Raw genomic sequence first — 21,584 nt, 5'->3', positions numbered from 1 at the left:
CGGCGCCTGGTGCTGCGAGGGATCCGGAGCCCGTCGGGGAACCGATTCTGCGGCGGACAGCGTCACCAGGGTGCGCCGCCGTCGACCGCTGGGAAGGTGCGTCGAGCCTGCCTCCGCACCCGTTTCCATAGGGGTCATACCAGGGCAACGCGCACTGTCGCGGCGAAGTCACCGCTCGGGCGAATAGGGCGTCTGTTCAGGGCGTGCCCGTGGGGGGCGGGGGGACTCGGGCAGGTGTGCGACCCGGGGCCGGCGAAGGGTTCGGCGCGTGTATGGCTCCGCCTCGTGAACGGCTCGGCACACGTATGGCTCCGTCCCGCGAAGGGCCCGGCACGTGTATGGCTCCGTCCCGCGAACTGACGTACCGTCAACTCCGCGCCGGAGGGCCCACCGCCTCCCGCCACCCTGAACTGCCGTGCGACCAGGGAGGTTTGCCGTGGCAGACGACCGTCCGGTCCCGCTCGACGAGTACCCCGTCCACCAGGTTCCCCTGTCGATGAAGCACGTCGCGACGGGCGACCGCAACGCCTACGACCGGTGCATCTTCCACCTCTTCGACCACCGGGGCCGCGCCCTGCTCATCCTCGGGCTCGGCGTCTACCCGAACACCGGTGTCATCGACGCGTACGCGACCCTGCGCACAGGGGACACGCTCCACGCCGTACGCGCCAGTGACGCGCTCGGCGAGGACCGCATGAACCTCCGCGTCGGCCCGCTGGACATCACCGTCGACGAACCGCTCCGCCGCCTCCGTCTGCGGTGCGCCGCCGACCCCGACGACCCCGCGTCGCTCTCGTACGACCTCACCTGGACCGCCGACTTCCCCGCCCTGTGGGAGCCGCACCACGTCCAGCGCCGAGGCGACCGGCTCACCCTCGAAGGGCGCCGCTTCGTGCAGGCGGGCCGGCCCGCCGGGGTGATCCGCGCGGGCGGCGAGGAGATCGTCGTCACGGCGGGGGAGTGGACCGCCACCCGCGACCGCAGCTGGGGTGTGCGGCCCCTCCCCGGCGAGGAAAGCGGGCGGCTGGAGGAGGAGTTCGCCACCGAGGGCTTCCACTGGATCTGGTGCCCGGTCCGCTTCGACGACCGCTTCCTCATGGTCATCTCCCAGGAGAACGCGGACGGTTACCGCACCCTCAACGACGCCACCCTCGTCCGCCCGGACATGCCGGACCGCCAACTCGGCTGGCCCCAGGCCGACATCACCTACCGCTCCGGCACCCGCCACCCCGAAAGCGCCGTCATCCACCTCACCGACCCCGACGGCCGCAAACCCCTGGAGCTCGGCGTGCAGGTGCTCGCCTCACTGCCCCTGGCCGTCGGCGCCGGCTACCCGCCCGCCGACGACTGGCAGCACGGCACCTGGCGCGGCCGCGACTGGACCGACCGCCGCACCTACGACCTGTCGGACCCCACCGCCCACCCGCTCGCCGCGTACGGCGTCACCGACCACGCCGCGCGCTTCACCCTCGACGGGCGCACGGGCTACGGCATCTTCGAGCACGGCAGCTTCGGCCGCCACGACCCGAGCGGTTTCACCGGATTCGACTCCGTGGCGCCCTGAGGGCACGGGCCGGAGGAAGGAGTACGGACATGGCAACGGCACCCCGCCCCCGCACCACCACCCGCGACCCGGAAGACCTCGCCCGACGTCTCGGCGCCTGGCTCGACACCCGGCTGCCCGGCGCCAAAGCCGTCGACGTGACCGTGCCCGAGTCCAACGGCATGTCCAGCGAGACCCTGCTCTTCACCGTCGAACACCCCCAACCACCAATCGAAGGTTGCGCGTTGCGGGTGGCGGCCGACCCGGCGGCGTACACGATCTTCCCCGTCTACGACATGCCGCGCCAGTACCGCACGATGCGGCTCGTCGCCGAACACACCGACCTGCCGGTGCCGCGCGTGCTGTGGCTGGAGGAGGACCCGGGACCGCTCGGCGCGCCCTTCTTCGTGATGGAGCGCGTCGAGGGCCGCGTACCGCCCGACGTCATGCCCTATACGTACGAAGGCAATTGGCTGCACGCCGCCACCGACGCCGAGCGCACGCGCCTCGAAGAGGCATCGGTCGGCGTCATTGCGCGCCTGCACGACCAAGTGCCGCCCAGCGCCGCACAGTTCCTCACCCTGCCGGGCGAGGGCAGCCCACTGCGCCGCCACGTCACGGCCCAACGCGCCTACTACGCATGGGTGGTGAGCGGACTGCCCCGCTCACCCGTCATAGAGAGCGCTTTCAACCGCCTTGAGGAACTGTGGCCCCGCGAGGAGGGCGACACCGTCCTCAACTGGGGTGACGCGCGCATCGGAAACATCATCTACGACGGCTTCGAGCCCGCCGCGGTCCTCGACTGGGAGATGGCGGCGCTCGCCCCGCGCGAGGTCGACCTCGGCTGGGCGGTCTATCTGCACCGCTTCTTCCAGGACCTGACGGTGAGCTTCGGCCAGCCGGGGCTGCCCGACTTCCTGCGCCGCGACCGCGTCGAGGCGACATACGCCCGGCTCACCGGGTACACACCGCGCGACATGGACTTCTACACGCTGTACGCCGCGCTGCGGCACGCGATCGTCATGCTGCGCGTGGCCTACCGCCAGGTCCACTTCGGCGAGGCCGCCGTGCCCCAGAGCGCGGCGGCCGCGGACGCGCTGATCCTGCACCACGACAGCCTGGCCGCCATGGTGCAGGGCACCTACTGGTGAATCAGGCGGCGGGCCGCTGCTGCCGCGGCACACGGAGAGGCCGCGAGCCGGGACCGCCCACGTGCGAGAACGGCTGCGTCCGCCAGTCGAGTCCCTGAGGGAGCGTCAACAGCAGGGCGGTGTCCTGCTCCTGAACCTCCATCGACTCGTCGGCGGGCGTGGCGTCGCCGGCCGCCCGGCCGGTGCCCGCGCAGACCGTGAGACCGAACGGGTTCCACGGAGTGGGGCACAGCGCGTGCTCGGGCAGCACGTCCTCGTCCGCGAGCAGCGCGATGGGCTGCTCGCAGTCGGGGCAGTTCACCCGGTACATCTCGAAGGTGTCGTAGGCGTCCAGGAAGGCGTCCGCCGGTTCGACGCCCTCCGGCTCGGGCTCTGCGGCCGGCTGCTGCTTGGCGCGGACAGACCGGCCGGGGCGCTTCAAATTCTGCATGGGAATCTCCCCCTCGGGTGGGCCGACAAGGCGCTGCGGCCTCGACCACAGCAAGCACTTCCCGTCCCGTCGTGGAGGTAATCGTTGCATCCCTTCGGACACGGCCACGGGAGTGTGGCGTTCGTCACATGCCAAATGGAGTTGCCCGCCCCGCAAAGACGGCCCCTCAGGTATCCGGCGAGATCAAGAGCCCTGTAGGTTCGGCGCATGGAGGAGCTGGACCGACAGATCGTGCAGCTGCTCGTCAAGGACGGGCGGATGAGCTACACCGACCTGGGCAAGGCCACGGGCCTGTCCACGTCTGCCGTGCACCAGCGTGTGCGCCGCCTGGAGCAGCGGGGCGTCATCCGCGGCTATGCCGCGGTCGTCGACCCCGAGGCCGTCGGGCTGCCGCTCACCGCGTTCATCTCGGTGAAGCCGTTCGACCCCAGCGCCCCCGACGACATCGCGGAACGCCTCGCGGGCGTGCCGGAGATCGAGGCGTGCCACAGCGTCGCCGGCGACGAGAACTACATCCTCAAGGTCCGCGTCGCCACTCCACTGGAGCTGGAGCACCTGCTCAGCCGCCTGCGCGCCCTCGCGGGCGTCTCCACACGCACGACGGTCGTCCTCTCGACCCCGTACGAGGCCCGCCCGCCCCAGGTGTGACCCCCGCGCCGGCCCGCCGCCGGCAGGGGCGAGACTGGTCCCATGAGCGAGAGCACCACCCCCGGGAACACCCCGCAGGACCCTCGGCACCTCCCCGCCCAGGATCCGCACGACCACCGCACCGTGCTGCTGCGCGGCGGCGACATCCACAGCCCCGCCGACCCGTTCGCCACCGCGATGGTCGTCGAACGCGGGCACGTCGCCTGGGTCGGCTCCGAGGGCGCCGCCGACTCCTTCGCCGACGGCGTCGACAAGGTCGTCGACCTCGAAGGCGCGCTGGTCACCCCGGCCTTCACCGACGCCCACGTGCACACCACGGCCACCGGCCTGGCCCTGACGGGGCTGGATCTGTCCGGGGCCCGCTCACTGGCCGACGCCCTCGTTCTCGTACGCGAACACGCCGCCGCGCGGCCGCACGACACCGTCCTCCTCGGGCACGGCTGGGACGCCGCCCGCTGGCCCGGCGGCCGCCCGCCCACGCGCGCCGAACTCGACGAGGCGACCGGCGGCAGGCCGCTCTACCTCTCCCGCATCGACGTCCACTCGGCCGTGGTCACGACCGCGCTCCTCGACCTGGTGCCCGGCGTCACGGAGCGCGCCGGCTACCACCCGGACGCCCCGCTGACCGCCGACGCCCACCACGGCGTGCGCGCCGCGGCGCTCGCCGCGATCACCCCGGGCCAGCGCACGGAGGCCCAGCGCGCCGCTCTCCGGCACGCCGCGTCCCTCGGCATCGGCTCCGTGCACGAGTGCGCGGGGCCCGAGATCTCCGACGAGGACGACTTCACCGGGCTGCTCCGGCTCGCCGCCGAGGAGCCGGGGCCGCGCGTCGTCGGCTACTGGGCCGAGCGCGACGTCCGGCGCGCCCGTGAGCTCGGTGCGGTCGGCGCGGCCGGGGACCTCTTCGTCGACGGCGCCCTCGGCTCGCACACCGCCTGCCTGCACGAGCCGTACGCCGACGCCGACCGGGGCGCCGCCCACACCGGCACCGCCTACCTCGCCGCCGACGACATCGCCGCCCACGTCGTGGCCTGCACGGAAGCGGGCCTCCAGGCGGGCTTCCACGCCATCGGGGACGCCGCGGTGGCCTCCGTGGTCGCCGGCATGCGCGCGGCCGCCGAGAAGGTCGGTCTCGCGCGTGTGCGGGCCGCCAGGCACCGCGTCGAGCACGCCGAGATGCTCACGCCCGAGACGATCGCGGGCTTCGCCGAGCTCGGCCTCACCGCGTCCGTCCAGCCCGCCTTCGACGCGCTCTGGGGCGGCGAGGACGGCATGTACGTCCAGCGCCTCGGCGCCGACCGGGCGCGCACCCTCAACCCCTTCGCGGCCCTGCTGCGCACCGGCGTGCCGCTGGCGTTCGGCTCCGACAGCCCCGTCACGCCGCTCGACCCGTGGGGCACCGTCCGCGCCGCCGCCTTCCACCGCACCCCCGAGCACCGCGTCTCCGTGCGCGCCGCGTTCACCGCGCACACCCGCGGCGGCTGGCGGGCGGTCGGCCGCGACGACGCGGGCACGCTGGTGCCGGGCGCCCCCGCGGACTACGCGGTGTGGCGCACCTCCGAGCTGGTGGTGCAGGCCCCGGACGACCGGGTGGCCCGCTGGTCGACCGATCCCCGCTCCGGCACGCCCGGCCTGCCCGACCTGTCACCGGGCGCGCAATTGCCCGTCTGTCTGCGTACGGTCGTGGGCGGACGGCCCGTGTTCGTGCGGCCGGAAGAGTGATGTCCCGGCGGTGCGCGGCGCCGATCGCGGCCCGTCACCGCCTCGCACGACCTGGGAATCCTCGGCACTGACCTGGCGGTCTGTGAAGGAGCCGCAGCTCAGCGGGGTATTGACAGAGAGCCGCCGTGGGCCGGTAGGTTCGGCCGGGTCCACCACAGGACGTCCGACCGGCGAACCTCCACGCAGTCGTCGAACGCCGCTGGGTCACAGGTGGTGTGCCGCACCGGCGCGCCACCACTGGGAGCCAGGTCCAGCGCCCGCGACGCGGAGGCGAGGGAACGTATCAGCCGGTCGGCAGGTGTGACCCGGGTGGGGCCCGGACGCTCAGTAGACAACGGCTCTCGGTCGATCCGCAGCCAGCGGGTCCCAGGCCGGCCCGAAGGGCGCCGGGCCCCGATCCGCAGTACGTGCCCTCCGGGCGGCGGGCGCTCGCGCCCCGACCTCCGTGCCGTCGCTGAGCCGCAGGCAGCGGCCACTATGGTGGTCCTCTGCGTACGAACGAAGGGGCAGTAGTGAACGACGGCGGCGGGGTCTCCGAAGCGGGGGACCAGGGGAGGCGGTTCGGCTCGCTCGGCACGGCCTTGGTGATCATTCCGACCTACAACGAGGCGGAGAACATCCAGGCCATCGTCGGCCGGGTGCGGGCCTCCGTACCGGACGCGCACATCCTGGTCGCCGACGACAACAGCCCCGACGGCACCGGCAAGATCGCCGACGAGCTCGCGGCCGACGACGAGCAGGTCCACGTGCTGCACCGCAAGGGCAAGGAAGGGCTCGGCGCGGCCTACCTCGCGGGCTTCCGCTGGGGCCTGGAGAACGACTACGGAGTCCTCGTCGAGATGGACGCCGACGGCTCCCACCAGCCGGAGGAGCTGCCCCGGCTGCTCACCGCGCTGAAGGGCGCCGACCTCGTCCTCGGCTCGCGCTGGGTGCCGGGCGGCCGGGTCGTCAACTGGCCCAAGCACCGCGAGTTCATCTCGCGCGGCGGCAGCACCTACTCGCGTCTCCTGCTCGACGTGCCCATCCGCGACGTGACCGGCGGCTACCGCGCCTTCCGCCGCGAAACCCTCGAAGGGCTCGGCCTCGGCGAGGTCGAGTCGCAGGGGTACTGCTTCCAGGTCGACCTGGCGCGCCGCGCGGTGAAGGCCGGCTATCACGTCGTCGAGGTGCCCATCACCTTCGTCGAGCGCGAGCTCGGGGACAGCAAGATGAGCCAGAACATCGTCGTCGAGGCGTTGTGGCGGGTCACGGCCTGGGGCGTGGGCGAGCGCGTCGGCAAGGTCATCGGCCGCAAGCAGCCCTGACCGCCCCGACGTTCTTGATCATCCCCCTTATGCCGGACTGAGGCGGGCCCAGGCACACTGGGAGCATGACGACTGGCGCACCGCCTCCCATCCGACCCGCCCGGCCCCGGCGCTCCGGGCCCCTGAGGTTCCTGCCGCTCGGCATCGCCGCGTGGCTGGTCCTGGAGATCTGGCTGCTCACCGTGGTGGCGGGAGCCACGAGCGGGTTCGTGGTCTTCCTGCTCCTGGTGGGCGGCCTCGTGCTCGGCTCCGCGGTGATCAAGCGCGCGGGGCGCAGGGCGTTCCGCAAGCTCAGCGAGGCGGTGCAACAGCAGCAGAGCGGTGTGACGCCGCCTCCGGAGACCGGTGGCGGCAGCGCCCTCACGATGCTGGGCGGCCTCCTGATCATCCTGCCGGGGCTCGTCTCGGACGCCCTGGGGCTGGTCCTGCTGATCCCGCCGGTCCAGAAGGCCCTCGGGCGGTACGCGGAGCGGACCTTCGAGCGCAAGGTGCGCGAGGCGACGCCCGGCGGCCTGGGGGACGCCTTCCAGCAGGCCCGGATGCACCGGCCCGACGGCAAGGTGGTCCAGGGCGAGGTCATCAGGGACGACGAGCCGACGCGCGGCCCGCGCCCGGACGACCCGCAGCTGCCGCGCTGAGCGCGCGGTCGCGTGGCACGCAAAAGGGCCGGGGCCACTGCTCAGCAGTGGCCCCGGCCCTTTTGATGCGTTGTGCTTTGCGTGTGATGCGTTGCGCTGGTGCGGTCTCCGCCGTCAGGCGGACTTGCGGCTGTCTCGCGGGTGCACCGCGATGTTCATGGCACCGGACCGGAGAACCGCGAGACGCTCCTCGAGGACCTCTTCGAGCTCCTCTCGGGTGCGGCGCTCCATGAGCATGTCCCAGTGCGTACGCGCCGGCTTGCCCTTCTTCTCCTCAGGTCCGTCGCCGTCCACGAGGAGTGCCTGGGCCCCGCAGACCTTGCACTCCCACTCCGGCGGGATCTCCGCCTCGACCGAGAACGGCATCTCGAAACGATGTCCGTTCTGGCATGCGTACTCCACGGCCTGGCGCGGGGCCAGGTCGATGCCGCGGTCGGTCTCGTAGCTTGTCACCACGAGGCGCGTGCCGCGAAGAGCTCGCTCACTCATGAATCGTGCCTCCCGGGCTTGTCGCCCACAGGACAGGTGTCGCTGTCGTCGTCATCCGGTCAACGTCCGGTCGGCGGTAAAGATTCCCGTTCTGGGTCATGCGTCGCCGTCGTATGCCGCCCCTTGTTGTACCCACCAGCGCCCGGTTTGTCACATCTAGTAGCAGATGTCACCCAGCGTTTCTGAATCTTCAGCTCGCAGTAACGGTCCGCCTGGCAGGCCAAAGGCGTACACTACCGGCCTTTGCCTCCAGTTGCTAAATCCGCCTGGGTACGGGATTGCCCGCGTCGCGCACCGCACGCCGTACAGGTACCCGTACGAGCAGGACGAAACCGAGCAAAAAGAACGCCACGAGCGAGCCGATCGCGTCCCGGTAGCTCCCCGTGAGCTGGTACGTGAGGCCGAAGATCAACGGTCCCAGCCAGGCCATGCCGCGGTCGCTGATCTCGTACGCGGAGAAGTACTCGGCCTCCTTCCCGCGCGGCACCAGGTGCGAGAAGAGCGAACGGGACAGCGCCTGCGTGCCGCCGAGGACCAGGCCGATCCCGGCGGCCAGCACGAAGAACCAGGCGGGCGCGCCGGCGGGCAGGAAGTAACCGGCCCCGATGGTGACCGTCCAGGCCACGAGCGAGCCGAGCACGGTGCGCTTGGCGCCGTACGTCCGGGCGAGCCGCCCCATGGCGAGCGCCCCGGCGACGGCGAGCAGCTGCACCAGCAGGACCGCCACGATCAGCGTCGACTGGTCGAGACCGAGCTCCTCCGAGCCGAAGACGGACGCCTGCGAGATCACCGTCTGGACGCCGTCGTTGTAGACGAGATAGGCGAGCAGGAAGGCGAGTGTGTGCGGGTGGCGGCGCATGTCGCGGACCGTCGAACACAGCTGCCGCCAGCCGCCCCGGGACGGCGCCCCCGCCCCGGCCGGCGGCGTCCGCCGGTCCCTGAGCCGCTTCAGGGGTACGAGGGTGAAGGCGCCCCACCACACGCCCGCCGACGCCAGACAGATGCGGACCGCGGTCGACTCGGAGACGCCGAAGCTGTCGTGGGCGAGGAACAGGACGAGGTTCGCCACCAGGACGAGGGCGCCCGCCGCGTAGCCGAAGGCCCAGCCGCGCGAGGAGACCGCGTCGCGCTCCTCAGGGGGCGCGATCTGCGGCAGGTAGGAGTTGTAGAGGACCATCGAGACGGCGAGTGAGGCGTTGGCGACGATCAGCAGGAAACCGCCGAGGAGGTAGCGCTCGCCGTCGAGGAAGAACATGCCCGCCGTGGCGGCCGCCCCCAGGTACGCGGCCACGGCCAGGAGGGGCTTCTTGCGGCCGGTGCGGTCGGCGGCCGCGGCGGCCATCGGCATGACGAAGACCGACACGAGCACGGACGCGGACACCGCGTACGCGAAGAAGGAGCCCGCCCGGACCGGGATGCCCAGCGGGTGCACATAGCCCTCCGGATCGGCGGCCGCCTTGGCGATCTCCGTGAGATAGGGCCCCAGGAACACGGTCAGGACGCTCGTCGAATAGACCGAGCACGCCCAGTCGTAGAAGTACCAGCCCCGCTGCTCGCGCCGCCGTCCGGCGGCCTCGGCGGCGGCTGCCGCTTTCACGGTGTCGGTGCTCACCCGTGACCTCGCTGTTCCCCGTGGTGCGACGCCGCGTCCTGAGATCCGGGGAGGTCAGACCCAAATCCCCCGGTCCTCCAGCACCCAGCGCAGCGTCTCGATGTGATCGGAAACTATGCCATCCACTCCGAGGTCGAGCAGGGCCGTCATCCGCTCGGCGTCGTTGACGGTCCACACGTGCACCTGTAGTCCGCGCGCGTGGGCGGCGCGGACGAAGCGGTGGTCGACGACGCGGATCCTGCCGTGCGTCTCGGGCACCTGGGCACAGACCGCGGAACGGCGCAGGGCCGCGGGTACTCCGTAGGACACCATCCGCAGTGCCGCGACGCCCCGCGTCCCCAGCGAGGTGGCCAGGCGCGGGCCGCCCAGGCGCTGGGCCCTGGCCACGCGGGCCTCGGAGAACGAGCCGACGCAGACCCGGTCCCAGGAGCCGGTGCGACGGATGAGGTCGAGCAGGGGGAGGAGCGCGGGCTCCGCCTTCACGTCCACGTTCCAGCGCACTTCCGGGAACGACTCGAGGAGCTCTTCGAAGAGGGGCACCGGCTCGCTGCCCGCCACGCGCGCGTGGCGCACCTCGCTCCAGGGGAGGTCGATGATGCGGCCCGACGCGTCCGTCACCCGGTCCAGCGTCGTGTCGTGGAAGGCGACGAGCCGGCCGTCGGCGGTGGCGTGCACGTCGGTCTCGATGTAGCGGTAGCCGAGGTCGACGGCGCGCCGGAAGGCCGCCGCGGTGTTCTCCAGGCCGTCCGCCGCGCCGCCGCGGTGGGCGAGGGCGAGCGGTCCGGGGTGATCGAGGTAGGGGTGGCGTACGCGCGTGGTCACGGGTGCAGTATCGCCTGCTCCGCGGGGCCGCCGGAGGCGACGACGGTCGACGCGGTGGTCGACGCGGCGGGTGCGGGTGGCGCGGGGGCGGCGAAGCGGCGCAGGAAGAACTGGGCGAGCGGGCCGATCGACAGCGCGTAGAGGACCGTGCCCACACCGACCGTGCCGCCGAGCGCGAAGCCCGTGGCGACGACCGTCACCTCGATCGAGGTACGGATCAGCCGGATGGAGCGGCCGGTGCGCGCGTGCAGGCCCGTCATCAGACCGTCCCGGGGGCCGGGACCGAAGGCCGCCGTGATGTAGAGCCCGGTCGCCACTCCGTTGAGGAGGACCCCGGCCACGAGCAGCGGAACGCGGACGGCGAGCGCGTGCACGTCCGGCAGGAGCGCCAGGGTGGCGTCCATCGCCAGGCCGCAGACGAATACGTTCGAGACCGTGCCCAGGCCGGGACGCTGCCGCAGCGGGATCCAGAGCAGCAGCACCGCGGCGCCCACGACGATCGACACCGCCCCGATGGTCAGGCCGGTCAGTTCGGACAGGCCCTGGTTGAGGACGTTCCAGGGCTCGGGCCCCAGGCCGGCCGAGACCATCAGCGCGGAGCTCGCGCCGTACAGGGAGAGCCCTGCGTACAGCTTGACCAGCCGTCTCGTGAGGTGTGGCTGGTGCGGCCGATGTGACTTCGTACCGGACAAGGAACGCTCCCCGTGTAGTGCTGGTGGCCCGACGCATGTCACCCTGTGGCTTGGAACCGGACCACAACCATGGCCAATTCGGGGAAGGTGGACTGGGAATCATGGCTCAGTGGACTTCGGCGATGGGGTCGACGCAGCTCGCCCGTCTTCTCGCCTCCCAGCAGGACCGCCCCGCGGGCACCGGCGCGCGGCGTCCGCCCGCCTACCGCGCCCTCGCCGACGGCATCAGGCTGCTCGTGCTCGAAGGCCGCGTGCCCGTCGCCGCCCGGCTGCCCGCCGAGCGCGAGCTCGCCGTGGCGCTCGCCGTCAGCCGCACCACGGTCGCCGCCGCCTACGAGGCGCTGCGCACCGAGGGCTTCCTGGAGTCCCGCAGGGGAGCGGGCAGCTGGACGGCCGTCCCGGCAGGCAACCCCCTCCCCGCCCGTGGCCTCGAACCGCTGCCGCCCGAGGCGCTCGGCTCCATGATCGATCTGGGCTGTGCCGCGCTGCCCGCGCCCGAACCGTGGCTCACGCGCTCCGTCCAGGGCGCCCTCGAAGCCCTCCCGCCGTACGCCCACACGCACGGCGACTACCCCGCGGGGCTGCCCGCGCTGCGCCAGATGCTCGCCGAGCGGTACACCGCGCGCGGGATCCCCACCATGCCCGAACAGATCATGGTGACCACCGGGGCCATGGGCGCCATCGACGCGATCTGCCATCTCTTCGCGGGCCGCGGCGAGCGCATCGCCGTGGAGTCCCCGTCGTACGCCAACATCCTCCAGCTGATGCGCGAGGCGGGCGCCCGCCTCGTCCCCGTCGCCATGGCCGAAGGCCTCAAGGGCTGGGACATGGACCGCTGGCGGCAGGTCCTGCGCGACGCGGCGCCCCGCCTCGCCTACGTCGTCGCCGACTTCCACAACCCGACCGGCGCGCTCGCCGGCGAGGACCAGCGCAGGCAGCTCGTCGAGGCGGCCCGCTCGGCCGGCACGGTCCTCGTCGTCGACGAGACGATGAGCGAGCTCGGGCTCGACCCGGACCTCACCATGCCGCGCCCCGTCTGCGGCTTCGACCCGGCGGGCTCCACCGTCATCACCGTCGGCTCGGCGAGCAAGGCCTTCTGGGCGGGCATGCGCATCGGCTGGGTGCGGGCCGCGCCCGACGTGATCCGCAGCCTCGTCGCGGCGCGCGCGTACGCCGACCTCGGCACCCCGGTCCTCGAACAGCTCGCCGTGAACTGGCTGCTGAACACCGGGGGCTGGGAGTCGGCCGTGAACGTGCGCAGGGAGCAGGCAAGGGAGAACCGCGACGCGCTGGTCGCGGCCGTGCGGCGCGAGCTGCCCGGCTGGGAGTTCGAGGTGCCGAGCGGCGGCCTGACCCTGTGGGTGCGCACCGGGGGCGTTTCGGGGTCGCGCCTCGCCGAGGTCGGCGAACGTGTGGGAGTACGGGTTCCGTCAGGGCCGCGCTTCGGAGTGGACGGGGCCTTCGAGGGGTATGTGCGGCTGCCGTTCACCGTGGGGGGCGCGGTGGCCGACGAGGCGGCGGCGCGGCTCGCGGCGGCGGCACGGCTGGTGGAGACGGGGGCGGGGGCGGGCACGCAGGCGGCGCATCCCTTCGTGGCCTGAGCCGTGGGACGTCCCTGCGCGGGATGGCCTTCTACGTAGGGTCCCTCTATGAAATGTCCCTCTACGTAGTGAGCTCCTGGGGACGGACGGGCGGCGCCTCGGTGGCCTCGGGTGCGGGTGCGGAGGCTTGTGTTGGGGCAGGGGCAGGGGCAGGGGCAGGGGTGACGGTGTCCGCCTCGTCCGGCGGGGTGCTGCGCTCCGGGAGCAGTTCCATGACCGCCTGCCGGTGCGCCTCGCTGGTCGCGTCGTCGTACGGATCGGGGGTCGCGGGCACCTGGAGGCGGTGCACCTGGCCCGTGCCGAGCCGGGCGTAGCCACGGCCGGGCGGGACGTCCGAGGTGGGCGTCGTGTGGGGCGGCGCCCCGAGGACGTCCTCCAGCTGGTCGGGTGTGGCGTAGCCGAGCACCACGCGCGCGCGTGTGTGCTGGTGCACGGCGTCGCTCAGCGCGTCCAGGCCGTCCAGCTGGTCCGCCACCACGACCGTCACGTTGGCCGCCCTGCCGTGCCGCAGGGGGACCTCCAGCAGCGACTGGGGGTCCGTGCGCCCGTCGGCCGCCGCGAGGTGGCCGAGCGCGCTCGGGTGGTCGAGGAGGATCCACAGGGGCCGCTTGGTGTCCTCCGGCGGCGGGTGGCCCGCCTGCCGTGCCCGGTTGGCGGCGATGAGCCTGCGCTCGGTCTCGTGCGCCGCCCATTCGAGACTCGCGAGCGCCCCGGAGAGCCCGCACTCGATGCCGAGGACCCCGTCGCGGCCGGTCAGACAGGCGTAGTCACCGGTGCCGCTGCCTTCGACGACGAGGACATCGCCGTACCGCAGCGCCTGGAGGGCGATGGAGCGCAGCAGTGTCGTCGTGCCGCTGCCCGGCTGGCCCGCGACCAGGAGATGGGGCTCGGTGGAGCGGATGCCGGTGCGCCACACGACGGGGGGCACGTCGCGCTGCCCCTCGACCTCGGCCAGCGGCAGGGTGCGCTGGACGCCTGTCCCGTCGGTGAAGCCGAGGACGGTCTCCCCGGGGGCCGTGACGAAGCGCTGGGCGGCGATGTCGGTGGGCAGCGGGGGCAGCACCGTGACGACGAGCTGGTTGGCCTCCTCGTCCCACGCGAAGTGGTACTCCCGGCCGCGGCCCGCCTTGGCGTGCAGCAGCTGCTCGATCCGCGCGCGGGACTCGGCCTCGCCGTCCGTGAAGTAGGCGGGGTAGTGCACGACGAGCCGGGAGATCCGCCCGGTGCCGTCGAACTCGTACTCGGGAAAGGCCTTGTCCCATGCGCCGCCGTGCGCGAAGAGCGGGTCGGGGTCCTCGGGGACGGAGAAGTACGGGACGAGCGCTTCGTAGAAGGACTGGAGCCGCTGCACCTGGGCCTCGTCCGGGCCGGTGGGCGCCGGCGGGGTGCGCTCGCGGCCCGTCCACGCGGCGGCCGCCATCAGGGAGATGAGGGCGAGCAGCGGCCCATAGGGGACGAGCGCCACGACCAGTACCACGGAGGCCACCAGAAACAGCAGTGGTCCCCGCTTGTCCTTGGGCGTGTCGGCCCACTTGCGCCGCCCGGCCCCAGCCAGTCGGCGCAGTCCGCGGGTGATCGTGATCAGCGGATGGAGTACATCGGTGGCGCTGTCGACCGCCGACCGTGCCAGCTCCCGGCTCCGGGCGAGGGACGCGGTGCCGTTGCTCAGAATGCGGGGGAGTGGGCGCCTGGCCACGTCTGTCTCCTGAAGATGCGTGCGAACAGCGGGGACGTCAGAACTTGATCCCGCCGAGGAGGCTCGCCAGGCTCGCGCTGCCGGCCTTGATGCTCGGGGCGATGGCGGTGCCCGCCAGGAAGAACCCGAAGAGGGCGCAGACCAGTGCGTGGGAGGCCTTCAGTCCGTCCTTGCGGAAGAAGAGGAACACGATGATGCCGAGCAGCACGACGCCCGAGATGGAAAGGATCATGACGGTTCTCCTGGTTTCGTGGGGACAGTCACCATGAGTTCTTCCAGGTTCACAGCATGTATCCATGCGATAAAAGGCCCAAATGGGTTACTTTTTGAGGATTTCACCTGAATGGCGGAGTCCGGTCGGGCCTTTCGGGAACAGGTCGGGAGGGGCTCCCGCTCTCGCCGTGATCTTTGCCTCGGGCGGGCCGGGTCATGTGCCCGCGGGGGCAGTACCCTGTCGATTCACTCGTACGGCTGCACCGGCAGCACACCCAGAAAGGCGGACGCCCTCATGAGCGAAGCCCCCGACCCCGAGGTCGTGGAGCTGGCGACCAAGATCTTCGATCTGGCCCGTCAGGGCGATGCCGCGGCGCTCGCTGCCTATGTCGACGCGGGCGTCCCGGCGAACCTCACGAACGACAGCGGCGACACGCTCGTCATGCTGGCCGCCTACCACGGCCACGCCGAGGCGGTCCGGACCCTCGTGGAGCGCGGCGCCGACACCAACCGCGCCAACGACCGGGGGCAGACCCCGCTCGCGGGAGCCGTCTTCAAGGGCGAGGAGGCGGTGATCCGGGCCCTCCTGGACGGCGGCGCGGATCCGGCCGCGGGAACTCCGTCGGCCGTCGACACGGCCCGCATGTTCGCGAAGACCGAACTGCTCACTCTGTTCGGGGCCGCCTGAGCGGGGTACCTGACCAGCAACAACGGGGGCGCTGGAAATGTGGTCGCGGCGGAGCTTACCGCCGGGTCATCATGACGACGTGATTCACGGACGCGACGGCGGGGCAGTTGGTGCCGCACCGCGTGGCCCGTGAGCGGCCCGCCCCCGGACCTCCCGTCCGGGACCCCTGGGCCATGGATGAGAGGCAGAGGAAGATGGTCTTCGACAAGCAAGAGACGGCGGGCGGCCCGACGTGTTGGCGCACGGCCAGGTAATGCGTGATTCCCGGTTGCGTCGACGCTTGATGTGAGGCTGTTTCCCATGTTCGATCCGGTCATAGCGCCCAGCGGTACGCTGCTCGGCCTGTTGCAGAGGGGCCGCGGCGACGGCACCCTGCACGCGCTCACCGCCCCGCGGTCCGAGGCGCTCGCCGCCCTCGACCACTGCGTGCTGAACGATCCCCGCCACGACTGGCAGGTGGAGAACCGCTCGCTGTACTACGCCCGGCTCTACCTCGACCTGCACGGCGGGCTCGGTGAGATCGAGCGCCACCTCTTCGACGCCGAGGACGTCCTGAACACGGACGACTCGCGCACAGGACTCGCCCTGGCCGTCCTCGGGCACCTCGCCTCGTACGGCAGACAGGACGCCCTCGAACTCCTCCGGAGGTACGCGGCGTTCGGCTCCAACTGGGCCTGGGCCCTCGACGAACTGGCGCTGCGGGACGACGACGCGGGCCTGCGCGCCCTCGCGGCCCCCGTGCTCGCCAGATTCACCCCCGACGCCGAGGGCGAGGCCGACCTGGCCGCCGCCGTCCGCGACGCCTATGAACCACGGCCCTGGCGCCTGTGGGAGGAGGACCCCCGCCCGGACATCGGCGCCCGCGTGCGCGCCGCCCGGGAACAGGGCTCCTTCGACCGCTGGCAGCGCCAGATGCGGCCCTCGGGGCCGCGCCCCGAGTGGAGCGTCCGGGCCATCTTCGACTGGGCGCAGGCAGGCCTGGAGCGGGGCTCCGTGCTCTACGTCCCCGCGGCCCGCTGTCTGGCCGCCGTCGCGGGCCCCGAGGACCGCCCCGAGATCATCGAGGCGGCCCGCGAGGGATCGGACGGGGCGCGCGGCACCGCCCTGCGCTATCTGGCCGACGCCCACGACCCCGCGGTGCTCGACCTCATCGAGCACGCCGCGGAGAGCCCTTCCCAGGTCGTCGTGGACGCCGCCACCGGCGCCTTCGAGCGGATGCGGAGCGTCGCCGCCGTCGAGCGCGCCCGCCGCTGGGCCTACCGGCCCGACGACCTGGGCGCCGCCGCCGGGCGGATGCTCGCCTGCCGAGGAGGCGCGCAGGACAGCAAGCCGGTCCTGGCCGCACTGCGCGAGGCGGTCCGCGGCGAGGGTCCGGACGCCCCCACGCTGTGGACCCTCGTCGATGGCGCGGGACGCCTCGGCATCGCCTGCGCCGCCCCCGTGCTGAGGCACATCTACAGGGAGACCGCCTCCTCCCACCTCCGCGGCCGCGCCGCCCGCGCGCTCGCCGCCACCGACCCCACCTTCGCGGCCGGCTTCGCCGTCGAGTGCCTGTGGGACTGCGAGGAGTCCACCCGCGAGGTCGCCGCCCGGCACGCCGAGACCGGCGACGCCCGCGTCGTCAACAGACTCCGGAGGCTCGCCTCCGATCCCGCCGAGGAGGACGACGTACAGACCGCGGTACGGAGCAGGATCGGGCCTGACGCCCCCGCGATGTAGCACCGGGGCCGCCGGGTCAGCCCCGGCCCCGGCCGACCGCGACGAAACGCACCGGCGTGCCCGGCCGTGCCTGGGCCGCCGCGGCGAGATCGGCCTCCCGCACGACCGCGACCACCGGGTAGCCCCCGGTGGTCGGATGGTCGGCGAGAAAGACGACCGGCCTGCCGTCCGGCGGCACCTGCACCGCGCCCAGCACCATGCCCTCGCTGGGCAGTTCGCCCTCAAGCGCCCGCTCCAGAGCGGGGCCCTCGGTGCGCAGCCCGATGCGGTTGCTCGCGGACGACACCCGGTACGCGCGCGTGGTGAGCGTGTCCAGCGCCGCGGGCGTGCACCAGTCGGCGCGCGGCCCGAACGTCACCCGCAGCACCAGCTCCTGGGGCGGTGCGGGCTGTGGGGCGGTATCCACGCGCGCGTGCGGGGTGCCGGGGCGCCCCAGCGGCAGCACGGCCCCGTCCGTGAGCGGGGGAGGGCCGAGGCCGGAGAGCAGGTCGGTCGAGCGGCTGCCGAGCACGCGTTCGACGGCTACTCCGCCGTCGAACGCGAGGTAGCAACGTACTCCGGAGAGGGCGGTTCCCACGTCCAGGAGCGCGCCCGCGGGCACCCGCACCGGCGCTCCCCAGGGCGCGGGCCGGCCGTCCACGGTCACCGGGCACGGCGCACCGCCGACGGCGACCGTCACGGGCCTGCGCGGGCGCAGGGCACAGCCGTCGAGGGTGGTCTCCAGGACGGCGGCGTCCGGCGCGTTCCCCACCAGGCGGTTGACCAGGCGGGCCGCGGGCCAATCGAGGGCACCGGAGCGCGGCACCCCGAGGTGGGCGTGCCCGGGGCGCCCGAGGTCCTGCACGGTGGTCAGCGCCCCGGCCCGGACGACGGACACGGCACGGTCGGTCATCGCGTCCCCGCCGCCGCGGCCCATGACTCCGCCGATGGGGCGACCGGCACGAAGCGGACCCGTACGCCGGGGGAGAGCAGCGCGGCGGGCACGCGCGCGTGGTCCCACAGCACCACGTCCGTGGAGCCGATCAGTTGCCAGCCGCCGGGCGACGCGCGGGGATAGACGCCCGTGTACGGGCCCGCAAGGGCGACGCTGCCTCGGGGCACCGAGGTGCGGGGCGTGGCCCGGCGCGGGACTTCGTAGCGCGCGGGAAGCCCGGTCAGATAGCCGAAGCCGGGCGCGAACCCGCAGAAGGCGACGCGGAACTCGGCGGCCGAGTGGATCCGCGCCACCTCGGCCGCGGGCACCCCCCAGTGCGCCGCCACGTCCGCGAGATCCGGCCCGTCGTAGCGCACAGGAATCTCCAGGACGGCCCCCGCGCGCGCGGGCAGCGGCGGAATCTCCCAGCCGGGCAGCTCCGCCCCGACACGGCCCGGCTCGTCGAGGCCGTCGAGGAGCACCGTGCGGGCCGCCGGGACGATCTCCCGTACCCCCAAGGAGCCCGTCGCGCGGCGGCGCAGCAGCTCGGCGTGGAGGGCTTGGGCCTCGGTGCCGTCGGCGAGTTCGACGAGCAGGGCCCGGTCACCGACCGGCAGGACCCTCATGCGAAGGCCTCCACCCGCACGCCCGCCGACTCCAGCTCCGCCCGCACCCGGCGGGCCAGGCCCACCGCCCCCGGAGTGTCGCCGTGCAGGCACAGCGAACGCGCGCGGACGGCGATCTCGCGGCCCCCCTGGGACGTGACGACGCCCAGGCGGGCCATGCCGACGGACCGGGCGACGACGGTGTCCTCCTCAGTGATGACCGCTCCTTCGCCGGTGCGTGGGACCAGAGTGCCCTCGTCGGTGTAGGCGCGGTCCGCGAACGCCTCGGTCACGGCCGGCAGGCCGGCCCTTTCCGCCGTCTCCAGGAGACGCGATCCGGGCAGCCCCAGGAGGGGCAGCGAGGCGTCCGCGAGGAGTACGCCGTCGACGACCGCGCGGGCCTGGTACTCGTCGTGGACGACGCGGTTGTAGAGCGCGCCGTGCGGCTTCACGTACGCCACGCGCGTGCCCGCCGCGCGTGCGAACACCTCCAGGGCGCCGATCTGGTACGCCACTTCGGCCGCCAGCTCCGCGGCGGGCACGTCCATGGCGCGCCGCCCGAACCCCGCCAGGTCGCGGTAGGAGACCTGGGCGCCGATCCGCACGCCCCGCTCGGCGGCGAGGTCGCAGACCCGGCGCATGGTGACCGCGTCCCCGGCGTGGAAGCCGCAGGCCACGTTGGCGCTGGTGACGACGGACAGCAGCTCCTCGTCGTCGGTGAGGCGCCAGCGGCCGAAGCCCTCGCCGAGGTCCGCGTTCAGATCGATCAGGGCCGTGCTCATCCTCGTGGCTCTCCCGTGCTCTCGAAGCCCGTGTTCTCGTGCCCGTGTTCTTGTGTCCCGTGTTTTCGAAAGGCTGCTGTACGTGTACCCGAAAGCCGCTGTCCGCGACGGTCAGACCACGCGGTACTGCTCGTCCCTCGCGTCGGTGATGAACATCCGGCCCGGCGCATGCGTGATCGCGAAGGGCGGCCGGGAGGCCATCACGGCGGCCTGCGGAGTCACCCCGCACGCCCAGAACACCGGGATGTCGTCCGGTTCTGCGGTCACCGCGTCGCCGAAGTCGGGGCGGTCCAGATCCTCGATGCCGAGCCCGCCGGGGTCGCCGCAGTGCACCGGGCTGCCGTGCACCGCGGGCATCAGGGCGCTCTCCCTGATGGCGTCGGCCAGCCGCCGCGGCGGCACGGGGCGCATCGACACCACCATGGGGCCGTGCAGCCGCCCCGCGGGGCGGCAGGGGCGCGCGGTCACATACATCGGTACGTTGCGGCCCTGCTCGATGTGGCGCAGCGGCACACCCGCGTCGGCGAGCGCCCACTCGAAGGTGAAGCTGCAACCGATGAGGAAGGTCACCAGGTCGTCGCGCCAGCGGCCGACGACGTCCGTGGGCTCCTCCACCAACTCGCCGTGCCCCCAGACCCGGTAGAGCGGCAGGTCGGTACGGAGATCGGCGCCGGGGGCGAGCGGAGTCACCCAGGAGCCCGCGTCCGTGACGTCGAGCACGGGGCAGGGCTTCGGGTTGCGCTGGCAGAACAGCAGCATCTCGTACGCCCAGTCGGCGGGGACGGAGATGAGGTTGGCCTGGGTGAAGCCCGCGGCCCAGCCGGCGGTGGGGCTCGTCCGGCCGGCGCGGAACGCCGCACGGGCCTCCTTGGCGCTGCGGACCACGCGCGTGTCGCCGTTCACAGGAGCTCCCTTCCACGCGTCTCGGGGAGGCCGAGCAGCGCGACGACGGCGAGCCCGTAACCCACCGCTCCGAAGACCAGCGCTCCGCCGACGCCCCAGCTGTCGGCGAGGAAGCCGACCATGGTGGGGAAGACCGCGCCGACCGCGCGCCCCGTGTTGTACGTGAAGCCCTGTCCCGTACCGCGCACGGCGGCCGGGTAGAGCTCGCTCAGGAACGAACCGAAGCCGCTGAAGATCGCCGACATGCAGAAGCCCAGCGGAAAACCGAGCACGAGGAGAAGGCCGTTGGCGCCGTCGGGGATGTTCGTGTAGGCCAGGATGCTGACCGCGGAGAGGACCGCGAAAAGCGTGATGTTCCGTTTCCGGCCGAGCTTGTCGGTCAGGTAGCCGCCGGTCAGATAGCCGACGAAGGCGCCGGAGATCAGGAAGGTCAGATAGCCGCCGGTGCCGACGACGGTGAGGCCCCGGTCGCTCTTCAGATAGGTGGGCACCCAGGTGGCGAGCGTGTAGTAGCCGCCCTGCACGCCCGTGGACAGGAGCACCGCGAAGCACGTGGTGCGCAGCAGCCCCGGTTTGAAGATGGCCGTGAACGACCCCTTGTCGGCGCTCCTGCGCCGCTCCTCGGCGGCCTCCGGGGCGTCGTGCACATTGCGGCGGACGTAGATCACGAGCAGCGCGGGCAGGGCGCCGGTCCAGAACATCACACGCCAGGCGACGTCGTCGTCCAGGAAGTGGAACACCAGGGTGTAGACGATCACCGCGAGCCCCCAGCCCACGGCCCAGGAGCTCTGGATCGCGCCCAGGGTGCGGCCGCGGTGCTTGGCGGTGGTGTACTCGGCGACGAGGATCGCGCCGACCGCCCACTCTCCGCCGAACCCGAGCCCCTGGAGAGCGCGGAAGACCAGCAGGGTCTCGTAGTTGGGGGCGAATCCGCAGGCGACGGTGAAGACCGCGTACGTGATGACCGTGATCATCAGCGCCTTGACGCGGCCGATCCGGTCGGCGATCACACCCGCGACGGCGCCGCCCACGGCGGAGACGACGAGCGTGACGGTGGTGAAGAGCCCGGTCTGGCCGCTGTCGAGGCCGAAGTACGCCGCGAGCGCCACCATGCTCAGCGGCAGCGTGAAGTAGTCGTACGAGTCGAGGGCATAGCCCCCGAAGGCGCCTCCGAAGGCGCGGCGGCCGCGCGGTCCGAGCGCGCGCAGCCAGCCGAACGCGCCGCTGTCGTCGGGGAGTTCCTCCTTGCCGGGGGGTGTGTCGGCCGGGGCCGTCCTGGGTGGTGGGGTCGTGCTCATGGGCACCTCGCAGAAGAGGGACGGAGGGTGCTGGAGCGTGCGGTCCTTCGGTGTGCTCGAAGGGAGCGGTGCCCGACAAGGTAGAGGATCGTTGAACGATCCCTCAATACCCATG

At 72.7% G+C, this 21,584-nt stretch carries 21 protein-coding genes; 9 read left to right on the top strand and 12 right to left on the bottom strand.

Features of this window, described 5'->3' with window-relative positions:
* Positions 1-436 precede the first annotated feature (436 nt).
* Together ACZ4Z4_RS14985 and ACZ4Z4_RS14980 are read left to right on the top strand one after the other, a co-directional pair.
* Entirely contained in the window at positions 437-1,564 is a 1,128-nt protein-coding gene (locus tag ACZ4Z4_RS14985) for an Rv3169 family protein (protein ID WP_468326970.1), read from the top strand.
* A gap of 29 nt (positions 1,565-1,593) precedes the next feature.
* Entirely contained in the window at positions 1,594-2,694 is a 1,101-nt protein-coding gene (locus ACZ4Z4_RS14980; RefSeq protein ID WP_468326968.1) for a phosphotransferase family protein, read from the top strand.
* Position 2,695: 1 nt separating this feature from the next.
* Here the strand turns inward: ACZ4Z4_RS14980 and ACZ4Z4_RS14975 are convergent, their stop codons facing one another.
* Positions 2,696-3,124 (bottom strand): hypothetical protein, encoded by a 429-nt coding sequence (locus ACZ4Z4_RS14975; RefSeq protein ID WP_468326966.1) that lies wholly within the window; start codon positions 3,122-3,124, stop codon positions 2,696-2,698.
* Positions 3,125-3,331: 207 nt separating this feature from the next.
* On the opposite strand from ACZ4Z4_RS14975, the gene ACZ4Z4_RS14970 reads away from it, so the two are divergent.
* From ACZ4Z4_RS14970 to fxsA, 4 genes are all read left to right on the top strand, one after another.
* Positions 3,332-3,772, top strand: a complete 441-nt coding sequence (locus ACZ4Z4_RS14970; RefSeq protein WP_030789227.1) for an Lrp/AsnC family transcriptional regulator — start codon at positions 3,332-3,334, stop codon at positions 3,770-3,772.
* A gap of 42 nt (positions 3,773-3,814) precedes the next feature.
* Positions 3,815-5,494, top strand: coding sequence for an amidohydrolase (locus tag ACZ4Z4_RS14965; protein WP_468326964.1), 1,680 nt, complete (start codon positions 3,815-3,817; stop codon positions 5,492-5,494).
* Between the two features lie 512 nt (positions 5,495-6,006).
* Positions 6,007-6,798 carry a polyprenol monophosphomannose synthase gene (locus ACZ4Z4_RS14960; protein WP_362994875.1) on the top strand — a complete coding sequence of 264 codons (792 nt, stop codon included), beginning with the start codon at positions 6,007-6,009 and terminating at the stop codon, positions 6,796-6,798.
* Positions 6,799-6,863: 65 nt separating this feature from the next.
* Positions 6,864-7,436, top strand: coding sequence for an FxsA family membrane protein (gene fxsA, locus ACZ4Z4_RS14955; RefSeq protein WP_468326962.1), 573 nt, complete (start codon positions 6,864-6,866; stop codon positions 7,434-7,436).
* A 114-nt stretch (positions 7,437-7,550) separates the two neighbouring features.
* On the opposite strand, the gene ACZ4Z4_RS14950 is transcribed toward fxsA, so the two are convergent.
* From ACZ4Z4_RS14950 to yczE, 4 genes are all read right to left on the bottom strand, one after another.
* Complete coding sequence (locus tag ACZ4Z4_RS14950) at positions 7,551-7,925, bottom strand: RNA polymerase-binding protein RbpA (protein WP_030360404.1); 375 nt, start codon at positions 7,923-7,925, stop codon at positions 7,551-7,553.
* Between the two features lie 256 nt (positions 7,926-8,181).
* The gene (locus tag ACZ4Z4_RS14945; RefSeq protein WP_468326961.1) at positions 8,182-9,537 is read right to left on the bottom strand and encodes an MFS transporter; all 1,356 of its coding nucleotides are present in this window, start codon (positions 9,535-9,537) and stop codon (positions 8,182-8,184) included.
* A gap of 54 nt (positions 9,538-9,591) precedes the next feature.
* A complete protein-coding gene (locus ACZ4Z4_RS14940) occupies positions 9,592-10,359 on the bottom strand; it encodes a glycerophosphodiester phosphodiesterase (RefSeq protein WP_468326959.1) in 768 nt (255 codons plus the stop codon).
* A complete protein-coding gene (yczE, locus tag ACZ4Z4_RS14935; RefSeq protein WP_468326957.1) occupies positions 10,356-11,051 on the bottom strand; it encodes a membrane protein YczE in 696 nt (231 codons plus the stop codon). The genes ACZ4Z4_RS14940 and yczE overlap by 4 nt, the downstream gene beginning before the upstream one ends.
* A 101-nt stretch (positions 11,052-11,152) precedes the next feature.
* Here yczE and ACZ4Z4_RS14930 point away from each other — a divergent pair, with 101 nt between their 5' ends.
* The gene (locus ACZ4Z4_RS14930) at positions 11,153-12,652 is read left to right on the top strand and encodes an SCO1417 family PLP biosynthesis transcription factor (RefSeq protein WP_468326955.1); all 1,500 of its coding nucleotides are present in this window, start codon (positions 11,153-11,155) and stop codon (positions 12,650-12,652) included.
* 61 nt (positions 12,653-12,713) lie between these two features.
* On the opposite strand, the gene ACZ4Z4_RS14925 is transcribed toward ACZ4Z4_RS14930, so the two are convergent.
* Positions 12,714-14,348, bottom strand: a complete 1,635-nt coding sequence (locus ACZ4Z4_RS14925; RefSeq protein ID WP_468326953.1) for a hypothetical protein — start codon at positions 14,346-14,348, stop codon at positions 12,714-12,716.
* A 37-nt stretch (positions 14,349-14,385) separates the two neighbouring features.
* Complete coding sequence (locus ACZ4Z4_RS14920; RefSeq protein ID WP_362994889.1) at positions 14,386-14,580, bottom strand: hypothetical protein; 195 nt, start codon at positions 14,578-14,580, stop codon at positions 14,386-14,388.
* Between the two features lie 276 nt (positions 14,581-14,856).
* Here ACZ4Z4_RS14920 and ACZ4Z4_RS14915 point away from each other — a divergent pair, with 276 nt between their 5' ends.
* Together ACZ4Z4_RS14915 and ACZ4Z4_RS14910 are read left to right on the top strand one after the other, a co-directional pair.
* A complete protein-coding gene (locus ACZ4Z4_RS14915) occupies positions 14,857-15,249 on the top strand; it encodes an ankyrin repeat domain-containing protein (protein WP_468326951.1) in 393 nt (130 codons plus the stop codon).
* A 300-nt stretch (positions 15,250-15,549) separates the two neighbouring features.
* Positions 15,550-16,968 carry a HEAT repeat domain-containing protein gene (locus ACZ4Z4_RS14910; protein WP_468326950.1) on the top strand — a complete coding sequence of 473 codons (1,419 nt, stop codon included), beginning with the start codon at positions 15,550-15,552 and terminating at the stop codon, positions 16,966-16,968.
* Between the two features lie 16 nt (positions 16,969-16,984).
* Here ACZ4Z4_RS14910 and ACZ4Z4_RS14905 read toward each other — a convergent pair whose 3' ends face one another.
* From ACZ4Z4_RS14905 to ACZ4Z4_RS14885, 5 genes are all read right to left on the bottom strand, one after another.
* Positions 16,985-17,860, bottom strand: coding sequence for a 5-oxoprolinase subunit C family protein (locus ACZ4Z4_RS14905; protein WP_468326948.1), 876 nt, complete (start codon positions 17,858-17,860; stop codon positions 16,985-16,987).
* Positions 17,857-18,507 (bottom strand): 5-oxoprolinase subunit B family protein, encoded by a 651-nt coding sequence (locus ACZ4Z4_RS14900; RefSeq protein ID WP_468326946.1) that lies wholly within the window; start codon positions 18,505-18,507, stop codon positions 17,857-17,859. The genes ACZ4Z4_RS14905 and ACZ4Z4_RS14900 overlap by 4 nt, the downstream gene beginning before the upstream one ends.
* Positions 18,504-19,268 (bottom strand): LamB/YcsF family protein, encoded by a 765-nt coding sequence (locus ACZ4Z4_RS14895; protein ID WP_468326944.1) that lies wholly within the window; start codon positions 19,266-19,268, stop codon positions 18,504-18,506. The genes ACZ4Z4_RS14900 and ACZ4Z4_RS14895 overlap by 4 nt, the downstream gene beginning before the upstream one ends.
* A gap of 111 nt (positions 19,269-19,379) precedes the next feature.
* Positions 19,380-20,171 (bottom strand): putative hydro-lyase, encoded by a 792-nt coding sequence (locus tag ACZ4Z4_RS14890; protein ID WP_468326943.1) that lies wholly within the window; start codon positions 20,169-20,171, stop codon positions 19,380-19,382.
* Positions 20,168-21,469, bottom strand: coding sequence for an MFS transporter (locus tag ACZ4Z4_RS14885; protein ID WP_468326941.1), 1,302 nt, complete (start codon positions 21,467-21,469; stop codon positions 20,168-20,170). Before ACZ4Z4_RS14885 ends, ACZ4Z4_RS14890 begins: the two co-directional genes overlap by 4 nt.
* Positions 21,470-21,584: the final 115 nt, after the last annotated feature.

This window comes from Streptomyces sp. NPDC030245 (assembly GCF_055572995.1).
Note: the sequence above shows the minus strand (reverse complement) of the source record. Positions and strands in the feature narration are given on the sequence as shown.